8 protein-coding genes are annotated in these 14,471 nt (G+C 42.4%); 4 read left to right on the top strand and 4 right to left on the bottom strand.

The genetic code is table 11. The annotated features are described in order from the left end of the window. The first annotated feature begins 39 nt into the window (after positions 1-39). The 3 genes from H5154_RS20395 to H5154_RS20385 all read left to right on the top strand — a co-directional run bounded on the left by H5154_RS20395 (position 40) and on the right by H5154_RS20385 (position 3,373). Positions 40-498 (top strand): LPP20 family lipoprotein, encoded by a 459-nt coding sequence (locus H5154_RS20395; protein WP_145239567.1) that lies wholly within the window; start codon positions 40-42, stop codon positions 496-498. A gap of 176 nt (positions 499-674) precedes the next feature. Then, positions 675-1,388 carry a transglutaminase-like cysteine peptidase gene (locus tag H5154_RS20390; protein WP_310736626.1) on the top strand — a complete coding sequence of 238 codons (714 nt, stop codon included), beginning with the start codon at positions 675-677 and terminating at the stop codon, positions 1,386-1,388. Continuing rightward, entirely contained in the window at positions 1,388-3,373 is a 1,986-nt protein-coding gene (locus tag H5154_RS20385) for a LapD/MoxY N-terminal periplasmic domain-containing protein (RefSeq protein WP_220493430.1), read from the top strand. The genes H5154_RS20390 and H5154_RS20385 overlap by 1 nt, the downstream gene beginning before the upstream one ends. Positions 3,374-3,521: 148 nt before the next feature. Here H5154_RS20385 and H5154_RS20380 read toward each other — a convergent pair whose 3' ends face one another. From H5154_RS20380 to H5154_RS20365, 4 genes are read right to left on the bottom strand one after another with little or no spacing between them, the layout of a single operon-like run. After that, positions 3,522-4,109 carry a response regulator transcription factor gene (locus tag H5154_RS20380; protein ID WP_182719450.1) on the bottom strand — a complete coding sequence of 196 codons (588 nt, stop codon included), beginning with the start codon at positions 4,107-4,109 and terminating at the stop codon, positions 3,522-3,524. A 36-nt stretch (positions 4,110-4,145) separates the two neighbouring features. Next, positions 4,146-5,567, bottom strand: coding sequence for an HlyD family type I secretion periplasmic adaptor subunit (locus H5154_RS20375; protein ID WP_182719449.1), 1,422 nt, complete (start codon positions 5,565-5,567; stop codon positions 4,146-4,148). Further along, on the bottom strand, positions 5,564-7,702 hold the full coding sequence (locus H5154_RS20370) for a type I secretion system permease/ATPase (protein WP_182719448.1): 2,139 nt from the start codon (positions 7,700-7,702) through the stop codon (positions 5,564-5,566). Before H5154_RS20370 ends, H5154_RS20375 begins: the two co-directional genes overlap by 4 nt. A gap of 41 nt (positions 7,703-7,743) precedes the next feature. Next, the gene (locus H5154_RS20365) at positions 7,744-9,744 is read right to left on the bottom strand and encodes a TolC family outer membrane protein (protein ID WP_182719447.1); all 2,001 of its coding nucleotides are present in this window, start codon (positions 9,742-9,744) and stop codon (positions 7,744-7,746) included. 231 nt (positions 9,745-9,975) lie between these two features. Between H5154_RS20365 and H5154_RS20360 the strand changes: the two genes are divergently transcribed. After that, positions 9,976-14,471: retention module-containing protein (locus H5154_RS20360; RefSeq protein ID WP_182719446.1), on the top strand; the 4,496-nt coding region annotated here is incomplete at its 3' end.

Below are 14,471 nucleotides of genomic sequence, written 5' to 3'. Positions count from 1 at the left end.
TTTAGTTATTAATGACTCTTTTAAAGCGTGAGAGAAGCCATGCGTATTGTGATTTCAATTTGTATATTAGCAAGCTTAGGTCTAGCTGGCTGTAGCAGTATTTTTGATAAACATGTGGAATATAAGTATATTGAGCCAGATAACTACCCAATTCTAAAAGCCGTGGGTTATGCGCCGATCAGTGCGCAACCGGGTGATAACCAATCACAACGCTCATTAATGGCGATTAAAGCATCAAAACTAGAAGCGTATCGTGAGCTTGCAGAGCAAGTATATGGGCAAAAAATTACCGCAGGCACCACAGTGCAAGGCAGTATTGCACAAAACGATCACTTGCAAGGGCAAGTACAAGGGATTATTAAAGGCGCACAAGTAATTAAAACCTATGCCGTAGGTGATACCTATGCCACAGAGTTACAACTTGATATGAAGCGGGTGCATGACTTATACATAGGTGAAATTAAACCACGCGAAGTTAAAAAAGTAACTTATTACTAAAACGCTTGATCTAATAAATTCGTTGTTAGTTATGTTAGTAACTAACAAAATACACGCTAAAATATCTCACAGTGAATACTTCAGTGCTATGCTTTATTTAATGTTTTTTATTGAATAAAGCTTGTGGCACGTAAAAAAATAACTCGGTTTTTATTAATATACTTATGGTCGCGTCAGTGAGCGTTTTACACTTTGGCTGCGTGCTTTTGCGAAAGTTTAGTAACTGCCCGTTACTGCATTTTGCGCTATTGTTTATATTAGTTACCAGTGTGGTTTTTGCCGATCGTCTCCCCATCCAATTTAATGTCTTTTTAGAAAAAATGAACCTGCAATTTGGACCAACGCGCGTAGCGGTAGCACGTAATTGGCAAACGATGTTGGTTCAGTCACAGAATCAAACTGAGCAACAAAAAATCTTAATCGTAAATAATTTTTTTGCTCGCAACTTACGCTATCGTACTGATATTGAGCTATGGCAGCAAAATGATTACTGGGCAACGCCACTTGAAACATTAGGCAAAGGCCTTGGTGACTGCGAAGATTATGCGATTGCTAAATATATTAGTCTGCGAGTACTAGGCATTGAAGATGATAAGTTACGTTTGATCTACGTTAAAGCACAGATCGGCGGTCCTAACTCAAAACAAACTCAGGCGCATATGGTGTTGGGGTATTTTGTTACTCCTAATGCACAACCGCTGATATTAGATAGTTTAATAACAAAAGTACTGCCTGCCGCTAAACGCACCGATCTAAGCCCCGTTTTTAGTTTTAACAGCCAAGGCTTGTGGGCGAACAACTCAACCCAAAGTGTTGCCAATCCAACTGCTAGGTTATCTCGCTGGCGACGAATTATTGAACAAACACAACAAGAAGGAATTATCTGGTGATGTCATTTATGTCCTTATTTAAACGTGAAAGTAAGATCACTTTACGCCAAGAACTGTGGTTGGCTATTTTAGTGGTCATAATTATTGGTTTCGTCAGTAGTGTACTCATTAGTACGTATTCGGCTAAACAGTATTTTTCTTCTCAGTTGTATTTAAAAAATATTGATAATGCTAATGGCTTGGCTTTAATGCTCAGTCAGCTGCATAAAGATCATGTTGAATTAGAGCTACTTATTTCTGCTACTTTTGATACAGGGCACTACCAACGTATTGAATTGCAGGACCCGCAAGGTGAACCGATCGTAAAACGAGTATTTAGTGGTGAATTTGATACATCGGCGCCACTTTGGTTTCATCATCTTTATCAATTACATGTGATGCCAGGCGTTGCGCAAGTGAGCGATGGCTGGCAGCAGTTTGGTACTTTATATGTAGAAAGCCATAGTCAATACACAGAGCAAGCGCTATGGGAGAGCGCGATTCGATTATTCTGGAGTTTTTTTATGGTGGCGATTACCGCATGTATAGCGAGTGCTCATTTTTTAAGTCGAATTTTACGCCCGTTAGATGATGTTGTGCAGCAAGCAAATGCGCTAGGTGATAAACGTTTTATTAAATCTAAAGTACCAAAAACGTATGAATTTGCTCGGTTAGTTAGTTCGATGAATCTTCTGTCAACGCGCTTTAGTCGTATTATTAAAGAAGATAATAAACGCTTAGAGGAGTTTCGTTTTAAAAGCCAGCACGATGAATTAACTGGCTTGGCGAATCGAGAGTATTTTTGTGCCACTTTAGAAGCACAATTGGAGCAATCAAAAGAACATGCTCATGGCGCGTTATTTTTATTTCGTATTGTCAATCTTGACCTGATCAGTGAGCAAATCAATCGTGTTGAGATGGTGGCTTTTTTACGTCGCTTTACACAAACATTGGTCGCTTTTTTAGAAGCCAATGAAGATCGTTTTTCAGCAAGTCATATTGCCCGTATGTCTCATAGCGATTTTGCGGTATTGGTAAATGACACTGATGATATCGAAAGTCTGAGTTCGAAGGTACTTAAGCAACATGCAGTATTACTGGCAGAATACAGTCATATTGGTTTAACTATCCCACACAGTTGTAGTTATATAGAGCGTGAAGATAGCCGTTTTACATTATTAAAACGGGTCGATAATTTATTAAAAGCCGCCGTGGCAGAGCCGACAATACAGGTTCAAATTAATAATAATAAGCAGCGCAATGAATTATTTTCTGACGCTGCTAGTTGGCGTGAGGCGATTGAGCGCGCGTTAGATAATAATGATTTAGATGTGTTGCTTTATCCGGTTAAATCTTTTTCGGGTAAGTTATTACAAAACCAAGTGAGCTTGAGTTTATTGCTCAATGGTGAACTTTATCGCAGTGGTTATTATTGGCAATGGGCAAAACGATTGAAGTTACTTGCTCGATTAGACTGGGGCTTGATCAAATATCTGGTACAAACATTTGAAGCGCGAGAGGATTTAAAACTTATATCGGTGGAATTATCACAAGAAACATTATTAGATGATGCCGCGCTTGCTGCGATATTGACTTATTTATTGGCGTTTCCAAAATTAGCAGCGCATATTTGTTTTGATATACGTGAAAGTTTAGCTGTTGCTGAATTGACTATTTTTAAAGATTTTTGTATGCAAGTGAAAAGTATGGGAGCAAAAGTGGCACTGAAACGGGTCGGGCCAGCTTTCACTAAAATAGATAAAATTCATGAGTTAGGTCTTGAAATGATTAAAATTGATAGTATTTACGGACACAATATTAGTTACAGCCAAGATAATCAGACTTTTTTAAGAGGAGTGTGCGCACTAGCTCATTCAATTGGTATAAAAGTCATTGCTGAGGGCGTTAATAACCCCGAAGATCAGGTGACATTACAAGGGCTAGGATTCGATGGCATAGTATCGCAACCAGTTGATGATGAAGTAAAAGCAAGCGCGGAAGAATAAAATATAGGGTTGTGTATTCTGCCCAAGGTAGACTCTAATCTACGGACATAGTATTGCGTTTGTACTCTGGTTCTTAATGTAGAAAAATGCGGTTGATTTATAACATTACGGAAGATGCACAAGTATTAGAAATTGAATTCTCAATTTTTTAACTTCCTTTTACTGCGAGCATCAATTGCATACGGTCACGAACTTTGAGCTTGTTAAAAATCGAGCTCATATGTTCTTTAACGGTACGTTCGGTAATGTTTAATTGCTTTGCAACCATTTTATTACTGGCACCTGTGACAACAATATCGACCACTTGGTGTTCGCGTTTGGTTAATAGTGTTAGATCACAAGCATGCTGATAACTGATTGACTGCTTTGAGAGCACGCCGACTAAATTTGATAGCAACTGACCCGGTAACCAGATGCCGCCACTGATAACGGTTTCTGCCACTTGCTCTATAATTACCTTACTGGCAAATGCTTCAACATAACCGCGAGCTCCCACTTGCAGCGCAGCGCAGAGTTCTGCCATGTTTAACTCTTTGCTCATCACAATCACTGGAATGCGATTTTTACTGTACCTTTGTACTACGCTAAGCCAATCAGGACTGCCAGCTAAGATCCATAAAATAGTATCTGCTGTAATATTGTGTGGTTGTTGCTGTCGTATTTCACATTCAGGGTAGGCTGCTTGCCAGTGAGGTGAAATAAACTTAGCTTCGGTGATAAAGACACTTTGGCGCATTATAGTTCCATATTAAAAATGTAAGAATAATATTAATTAACGCTCAGTCATTGCTAATGAGGTTGCTCGTAATACCGGTTTAAGCAAGTACTCCAACACGGTTTTTTTACCAGTAATAATATCTACCTGAGTTGTCATTCCTGGAATAATTGTTAGGTTTTCGGCAAAGTGGCTTTTGTCCGTTTTCAGCTGTACTAAATAAAACGTGTTGTCTCGCTCATCAGTAATCGTGTCGGCACTAATTTGTATAACTTCGGCGCTTAGTCCGCCGTATATCGCAAAATCGTAAGCACTAAATTTGATCATTGCAGCTTGTCCCGGACGTAAAAAAGCAATGTCTTTCGGAGGGATTTTGGCCTCTACAATCAGTTGGTCATCCAGCGGTATTATTTCAAGTACATCACTACCAGGTTGTAAAATGCCACCGACGGTATTGACCATCAGGCGTTGCACAGTGCCATTAACCGGAGAGCGAATTTCAGTTTGGGTGACTTTATCTGCTAAACCAGATTCGGTTTCTTTAATTGCATCTAGGCGCAGCCGTGCTTCAGAAAGCTCATTATTCCAACGGTTTATCATAGATAATTCGACTTCGTTTACTTTATTCTTCGCTTCATTAATAGCAGAAAGGCTACGATTAATAACAGCCTTAGTGCGGTTTATCTCACCATTTAAATCAACAGCTTGGCGTTCTAAACGAATAATATCGATATCAGATACTGCGCCTGAGCGTAGTAATGGGCGGGTTACTTGTAGTTCGCGGTTTATTAATCGTAAGGCATTGCTATGCTGTTGCAGGGCTGCTTGTGCTTCGATATGATCTTGACGGCGTTGTTCTAATTGGCGTTTATGAATTGCGACTTGTTGTTCAAGCTCTTGGTTATTACTGGTGTAAAGTGCTTGTTCGTGCATCACGACTCCCGGCGCATCAGCAGTGAGTTTAGTCTCAAAAATTAACGGTTGTTTTTTAGTCTGAGCTTCAAGACGCGCTACTTTGGCACTGAGTGACAACACTTTTGACTGGTTTTCTCTAAAGTTCGAAATATATCTGGTAGGGTCTATTTTTATTAATACATCGCCAGCATTGACGATTTGCCCTTCGCGGACATTAATTTGCTCTACCATGCCGCCATCGTAGGATTGGATCAGTTGCAATTTATTTGATGGGATCACTCGGCCTTCACCACGAGCAACTTCATCTAGGTTTGCAAATGCAGACCAAACAACCAGCAACACCATACTTAAACAAATTAAATATAGCAGTAACTTGGCACTGGCTGGTTGCTGTTGCATTTTTTCCCATTGTGCATCGACCACCCAATCTTGGCTATTAGGTGGGGATAGCCAACCTTTAAATAAGTTATTAAATATTGATGGCTTTTGCCCTTTACTGGCCTCAATGGCACGTCCGACTGATTCAAATGAACGTTGCTCTAACGTGAGTTTGCTTTTATTCATGAAGTACGCTCCACAGCCGGGTTATTCAAAGAGGCGATCACTTGTGCTTTGGGACCATCAGCGATAATTTTGCCATTATCAATTACGATAATACGATCGACTAACTCAAGTAATGAGGTTCTGTGAGTAACAACAAGTAAGGTTTTATCTTGGCTGTGTTGTTTTAAATTGGCGATGATTTTGGCTTCGCTATTATGATCCAGTGCTGAGGTTGGTTCATCGAGAATGAGTATGGGTGGATCATTGATCAATGCTCGAGCCATTCCCACAGCTTGGCGTTGTCCACCAGAAAGTAAGCGACCTTGTTCGCCAACTTGTAGGTCAAAGCCATCAGGATGAGAGTTTATAAGATCGAATAATTGGCTATGCTCGCAAGCACTAATAATTTGTTCATCTTTGGCGTGCCATGCACTTAAGGTGATGTTGTCTTTGAGGGTGCCAAAAAATAGTGAGATAGTTTGTGGAACATAACCAATGTTATGGCGTAATTCTGCGGGATCTATTTGGTGAATATCGGTGTTATCAATTAAAATTGATCCTGAATTTGGCTCATGCAGCCCTAGGATTAACTTCTCTAGGGTGCTTTTTCCTGAGCCATTACGTCCTAGGATAGCCACTTTTTCACCTGCTTTGATTTTAAATGATACACCTGATAATGCTTCGTTACTGTCATCAGCATATTTAAAGTGCACATCATGAAACTCTATATCACCACGTAAAACAGGGTGACTTAACCAATGCTTTCCTGCAGGGCGCTCAACTTCTTTTTCCATTATTTCATTGAGTGAATGCATGGCAATAGCGGCATGGTGGAATTGTGCTAACACAGCGGCAGATTGACCGATTGGCCCCATAGTGCGTGAAGATAATAAATAGGCGGCGATCAAGCCTCCTTGGGTTAAATCACCAGCAATAACTAAGTGCACCCCAATAATCATAATTATCACGCCAACACATTGTTGTAGCCAAGTGGCTGAGTTAGCAATTGAACCGGAGATCAGCCGGCTCTGTGCATTAACCCGAGCAATATAAATGGTTGATTTTTCCCATGCAGCCTGGGTTTTACATTCACTATGAAAGCTTTTAACGTCCTCGATATTGGTGAGACTCTCTACTAAAATAGCATTACGCATTGAACTGGCTTTCATTGTTTGCTCTGATAGCGCTTCTAATTTACGGTGGGCGGCTAAGGCATAGCATAGTAGCAACAGTGCTCCGACAATGATCGGGATACTAAGCTGTACGCCAATGATAGCAATCACGGTGAGGTATAAAAGTACAAAGGGTAAATCAACCAAAGCGATAAGCGTGATTGAGCTGAAAAATCCTCGCACAGCTTCAAATGACTGGATATTGCTGGCAAATGAGCCCGCTGATGTAGGGCGGTTTTTTAACTGCATACCCAGTACTCGCTCCATAATAACTGCGGAGACTTTTACGTCGATACGACTTGCTGCGAGTTCGACAAAATAGCTGCGTACTAACCTTAAAATGAAGTCGGCGGTCAGCGCGATTAATACGCCAATGGCTAATACCCATAGTGTTTCAACAGCTTGATTTGGTACCACTCGATCATACACGTTCATAACAAATAATGGCATCGCAATTGAAAGTACGCCTAGTGCAATGGCTGAAATAATCACGTCTTTATACAAGGATCGACATTCTTTTATCACGCCCCAAAACCAGCCGTCTTTAGATAGTTTTTGCAGCACTGGCGAGCGGGCATCAAAGGTGAATTCAGGACGTGTATAAATAACAATATCAGTGGCATTTTTGCTCAGATCTGTAATTTGTAAGGTTACTGCCGAATCGCTGAGTTCAGGGTAAATAACTTCTACGGTGTGTAATTGCAGATCCAGTGCAGTGATCACACAGGCTTGATTATTTTCTAGTAGTAAAATAGCGGGTAATAATGCCGTATTGATTTTAATAAGTTGTTTATTTACAACTTTAGTTTTAAAACCAATGCGTTTTGCAGCCCTTGAAAAACCAGAAGGAGTAAGATTACCTTGCTCAAGAGGAAGCCCATTTAGCAAGGTTTCGCGGGAAAATTCACGATCATGGTAGTGGCATAAAATTGCTAAGCAGTCGACTAAAATACCACCATGACCGATTTCATCATCTATTTCCATATAGCTTCCAATACCACTTTATATTGTTTAACTAGTTCAGATTAATAACTTGCCGCAACAAAGCTATTGCCAGTTTCTGTGTCTGTGATCACCGCTTCAATACGGCGGTTAGCGGCATTAGCTCGAACAGAGATCTCATTAATTCTTGGTTTATCTACTCCATAACCGAGTGATTTAACTCGTTTAGGGGCAACACCGTATTGCTGAATTAAAATTTCAGCCACGGAGAATGCTCGTTTTTCTGATAGTTTTTTATTGTAAAGAGCAGGCCCTTCGAGTGAAGCATGCCCTTGTATTTCAACATTTTTAGATGGGTGTGATTTTAAAAAATCAGCGAGGCGTGCGATTTCTTGCAAATACTCAGGGCGCACAACACTTGAATCAGCCACGAACGGAATACCGATCTCGACGTTACTAGTATTACTGTTGTATTTAGTGCAGCCTTTTTCATCTACCTCAGTCAAGGTTGGGGTCGAAGGGCAATCATCTTGTTCGTTGGCAACACCGTCATTATCATCATCACTAAATGTACTGCTATTTAAGGTCGGTGCATTGAGATAACTGGGCATCGCAGTCATGCTCATATAGGCGTTATCTTGTTGGGCTTTTTTTTGCAAAAATGCTTGCCGATTGATTGTTGCTGCAACATCGTATTTAGGGCAGATAAACTCGGCATTATGGGCAATAGTATCATCTGTTAATTCAGTGATTTTCGGGAATTTGTCTGAGCTTACATTAAGTGTCGGAAGTAGTTTTCCCATTTCTGCTAGCATCGCTAATATGGCACTTTGGCGTTCATAAAGTGCTGCTGTATAGGAACGGTTTGACTGGAATGACTCGTTTTCTGCATCCAACACATCTAATAACATGCGTTGACCAATATCAAATTGATCTTTATAGGCAACTTTTACTTTGTCTGATGAGCGGCGATGCTGGTCAAGGGCTGGTAATTTACTTTCAAGTACTTTGACATTGTTATAAGCAACTTGCAGATTTTGACGAATTTCGATACAGGATTGATCTCGCTGGTATTTTGCAATATTAACTTCTTGATAAGCTTGTTCTAAATTAGCGCTATCGAGGCCCCCGTTATAGAGATTGTAACGTACATCAATCCCAACCCGGGCTTCGGTACGGGTTTGATTAAAACCAAGTTCATCGCGATCTTGGGAGCCATATCGGGCGGATAAATCAACCTTTGGATGAAAGGCGGATTTCTGCGATTGGGCATTTGCTTGCTGCGCTTCAATATTGTAGAGCGATGCATAAAAATTTGGGCTGTTTTTATAGGCAATATCAAGAGCTTGATTAATCGAAATGGGGATGCTGTCTTCATTTAATTTTGCAGCCACGGTGCCTTGCTGAGGAAGTTCGCCGACTATGCGTAAGTAGCGTGCGCTAACATCATGGAGATTTGCGTATTCAGTCATTACATTTGATTGTGCAAGTGATAGGCGGCCGCTGATCTGTTCAAGATCGGCAGCTCTTGCAACTCCAGCACCAACACTTTGCTCAATTTGCTGATAAACCGATTCATGCTCTTGAAGATTTTTTTGTGCCAGCTCAACTAACGTGGTGAACTTCTGTACATCAAGGTAGGCAACGCTTGCTTGCAGGGCGGTTTGCTCTGCTTGGGAGAGCATTTCAAAATAGCGAATGAGCTGAATTCGCTCAAAGCGTTTAACTGTATTAGATGTTTGGAAACCATCATAGAGCATTTGTCGTAATGTTAACTCTGCCGTATTTCGATTGTATTCATCTTCTACGCCGTAGTTGCGCTTTTCATAGCCGGCACTGATTGATGCGTCTAGGGTCGGTAAATACCCAGATTGTGCTGCGTCAATGCCATAAACAGATGCTTTAAAAGCATGCCAAGCTTGCTGAACTTCTGGGTTGCTCGCAATCGCTTTGTCGGCTACATAAGTTAAAGGCATGATCGAAGTTTGTTCTGCATAAAGATTGGGGGTAAATCCATTTGCAGCTAAAACCAAACCAATTAGAGTTGTAAATCTAGTACCGGTAAAGTTAGTTTTCTTAGCCATTTCGTCCTCTTAGATCCAAATTTATGGGCAATTAAATTTAGTTTTAGACAACGAAATCAATTTGTGCAAATAGAACTTTGATAAAGCACAAAAATTAATTTCTACCAGTTTTTTAATCTTTTAATACAATTTTAAAAATTCAAAACCTGTACTTTAGTCCAGTATCCTTTTGGCTGTGATGTCCTAAATTTGAGTAATACAAAGGTATAACTCTTTATTAAAGGCAGCAAAATGGACGCAAATCAATTACTGATCATAGACATTCAAGGCTCAGCTGGGATTGTTTTAGAAGATGGTTCAATTCGGGCATTATCGTTGGGGGACGCGCTGACGGTTGGTGATGTTATTATCACTGCTGAGAACTCCTCGGTTATGATCGATATCAAAGGTATGTCTCTGTCTATTCCTGCCAATCAACGGGTAAGAATCACCCCCGACCTTGTTGCCGAAACGACCCGCGATAGCTCAGAAACAACAATTTTTGATGATAGTATTGATGATGCCATTGCTAGCTTAAACCAACCGAATACTGCAGATGAGGCATCCTCCTCTCCTTTAAGTGAAGATGTCAGTGATTTTTTGAGTGCCCTTGAAAGTGGTGGTGATTTACTGGATACATTAGAAGCAACTGCCGCTGGTGGTAATGCTGCAACAGGTTCTGGTGGAGGTACTTCCTTTGTGGAACTTGCACGTATCGCTGAGGGTATTGATCCAAGTAGTTTATCTTTTGATGATAGTTTTACAGCTAACAATGATGGCATTTTTTCTCTTCGTGATACGACCGATGGGGTGGTGCCCGAAACCGCGTTAATTGGTAGTTTAGAGTTAAATGACATTGGCTTAATTAATAACCCGCAACCGATTATTTCAGGTGCATCGACTAATTTAGTGGGTCAAACAGTATTAATTACAATCACCGATGCTTTGGGTAATGTACAAACGATTGATGTTGTTGTGCAACCTGACGGCACCTTCACCTCACCGGAATTAGAACCATTACCAGATGGCCCAATTGTTGTTGAAGTTACAGCAACAGGCCCAGATGGCAATCCAATTTCAGATAACATTGCTGCCGATATTGATACCACAGCACCGCTTGTGAGTATTGATACACTTGCTGATTCGACATCGCCAGTGGTAGTAATTACAGGCTCCGTAGTCGGGCTGGTGGCCGGTGATGATGTAACGCTTACGGTGACTGATAGCAGTGGGCAAGTGCAAACGTTTGTGACGCAAATTGATGAGCAAGGTAATTGGAGTGTTACCACCGCAGCTTTGGCTGAAGGTCCTTATGGTGTTCAAGCAAATGCGGTTGATGAAGCTGGTAACCAAGGTAATGCACAAACTACAGCCATTATAGATCTAACCGCGCCAGTAATTGTGATTGATGCAATTGCTGATACCAATGACGTGACTCCTACATTGACGGGGTCGGTAAATGGTGTAGCTACGGGTACGCTTGTATCAATAACCGTTGTAGCTAGTGACGGCGTTGCGCAAGCTTTAACTGCTTCGGTTACAGCTGATGGCAGTTGGTCTGTAGAGGTTGTTGATGCACTGGCTGAAGGTCAATTTACAGTGACAGCCAGCGTCGCTGATAGCGCTGGTAATCAAGCCGAAGATAGTGCAGCTGGTGTAGTAGATTTAACCAGTCCAGTCATCTCGATTGATCAATTGAACGATAGCAATGACACAACACCATTAATATCAGGCTCAGTATTAGATGTGCCGCCAGGTACAACAGTGACTCTGTTAGTTACAGGCAGTGATGGGCAACAGCAAACGCTGACGGCTACAACCGACGGCAATGGCAATTGGCAAGTTGACGTTATTAATGCATTGGTGGAGGGCGATTATACAGTACAAGCCATCGTTTCGGATCCAGCTGGTAATAGCAGCTCAGCGTCGGCAGTGGGTACTATAGATTTAACTGCCCCACTGATCAATATCGATCCATTAGTAGATAGTAATGATCAACAACCGACGATTTCAGGTATTACCCAAGGGTTGGCTGCCGGAAGCCAAGTAACAGTCACCATTGTAGATAGTAACGGTCAGCAACAAACGGTTATCACACAAATAAATGCCAGTGGAGTTTGGAGCATAGCAGTGGCCAGTGCTTTAGCCGAAGGGCCATATACGGTGACAGCCACAACGCAAGATACAGCAGGAAACACAGCCCAAGATACCGAAACAGGGCTAATTGATTTGACTGCTCCGACCATCAGTATTGACTCATTTGCTGATTCTAATGATGTGACTCCGATTATCTCAGGTGTAGTCTCGGGTGTTGAAGCAGGTACTTTAGTTACTGTGATTTTGGTTGATAGTGCAGGCACAGTGCAAACTGTAACCACTACAGTGAATGCTGATGGTAGTTGGCAAGTTGGCACTAACCAAGCAATTTCCGAAGGTGAGTTTTCTATTACTGCGTCAGTAACAGATACCGCGGGTAATCAAGCAACTGATGTTGCGCAAGGCCTAATTGATCTTACTGCACCGACTATTAATTTAGAGCCATTGGCAAATACGGCTGATGATACGCCGGTTATTTCGGGTCAAGTCAGCGGTGTGGCAGTTGGTACTATGGTTACTATTGTTGTAACCGATGCAAATGGTGTGCAACAAACATTAATGACCAGCGTGCTTGCCGATGGAGGTTTTGCTATCGAAGTTGACAGCGCACTCGCGCAAGGGAGCTATAGCGTTACTGCATCAGTGACAGATAATGCTGGCAATCAAGCTTCAGATACTCAAACCGGTCTTATTGATTCGAGTTTACTATCAGTGACAATTGATGTGATTGGAGAAACAAACGACACGACTCCAAGCATTTCAGGAACTAGTCTTAATGCTGTTGCAGGTGATACTGTCAGTGTGTTGATAACTGGTTTTGATGGTCAAACGCAATTATTAACGACACAAGTAGACAATAATGGTGATTGGAGTGTTACACCAACAATTGCATTAGTTGAGGGTGGATTTAGCGTTAATGCCACATTAACAGACAGCTTAGGCAATATCGTGTCTGATAATGCAACGGGTATAATTGACACTACCGCTCCCATATTAACGATTGATAATTTAGATACAGTTAGCGATAGTACGCCGATCATTAGTGGTCAAACTGATGAACCAGCGGGCAGTGTTGTGAGCTTAGTTGTTACCGATGGTGTAAATTCACAAAACTTAACCGCGATAGTAAATACCGATGGCAGTTGGTCAGTAGAAGTACCTATTGCATTACAAAACGGCGCCATTAATGTCGATGCGAGCATAACGGATACTGCAGGTAATCAAGCAACGGCCTCTGATACCTTTATTTTAAATGGTAACGCACCAAGTATTAGTATCGATACGGTTGCTGATGGCAATGATGTAACACCAACCATTAGTGGTACGTCTGATGCCCCTGACGGTACACTTATCACCGTGGTAATTACTGATAGTAATAATAATAGCCAAACTCTGAACACAACCGTCATAGCAGGTGTGTGGAGTGTAGATGCACAAGATACGCTTGCCGAAGGTGAATTTACGGTTAATGCAAGTATCACTGTAAATGGCTTAACAAGTGATGCTCAGGCAACGGGGATCATTGACACACTTGCACCGACTTTTGATATTGATCCGTTGTCTGTAACCAACGACACCACGCCAACCATCACTGGTAGCAGTGATGAAATTGGTGGACTGGTAAGTATCACCGTGACAGATGCAAACGGTGCGGTGCAAACTTTAACTGCGACGGTACTGGCAGATGGTACGTGGTCGGTAGATATACCGACACCACTTGCAGAGGGCGCATTCCAAGTGGATGCCAGCGTGACCGATGTGGCAGGTAATACCGCCAGCGACACTGAAAACGGTGGAGTAATTGACACCCAAGCGCCTACTTTTGATATTGATCCGCTTGCTGCAACGAGCGACAGCACGCCTACCATCACTGGTAGCAGTGATGAAATTGGCGGTCTCGTCAGCGTGATTGTCACTGATGCCACTGGCGCTGTGCAAACCTTAACCGCGACGGTACTGGCAGATGGTACGTGGTCGGTGGATGTACCGACCCCACTTGCAGAGGGCACATTCCAAGTGGATGGCAGTGTCACTGATGCGGCAGGTAATACCGCGTCTGATACTGAAAACGGCGGAGTAATTGACACTCAAGCGCCTACTTTTGATATTGATCCGTTGGCTGCGACGAACGACAGCACCCCAACCATCACCGGTAGCAGTGATGAAATTGGCGGCATCGTCAGTGTCATCGTCACTGATGCGACGGGGGCAGTACAAACCTTAATCGCGACAGTGCTTGCAGATGGTACGTGGTCGGTGGATGTACCGACCCCACTTGCAGAGGGCGCATTCCAAGTGGATGGCAGCGTCACTGATGCGGCAGGTAATACCGCGTCTGATACTGAAAACGGCGGAGTAATTGACACTCAAGCGCCTACTTTTGATATTGATCCACTTGCTGCAACGAACGATGCCACGCCAACCATCACTGGTAGCAGTGATGAAATTGGTGGATTGGTAAGTATCACCGTGACAGATGCGAACGGCACCGTGCAAACCTTAACCGCGACGGTACTGGCAGATGGCACGTGGTCGGTGGATATACCGACGCCGCTTGCAGAGGGCGCATTCCAAGTGGATGCCAGCGTCACTGATGCGGCAGGTAATACCGCGTCTGATACTGAAAACGGCGGAGTAATTGACACTCAAGC

Origin of the sequence: Pseudoalteromonas sp. SR44-5, assembly GCF_014163675.1 — a bacterium.
Lineage (GTDB): Bacteria > Pseudomonadota > Gammaproteobacteria > Enterobacterales > Alteromonadaceae > Pseudoalteromonas > Pseudoalteromonas rhizosphaerae.
The sequence above is the reverse complement of the archived record's forward strand: the minus strand, read 5'-3'. Positions and strand labels throughout refer to the sequence as shown.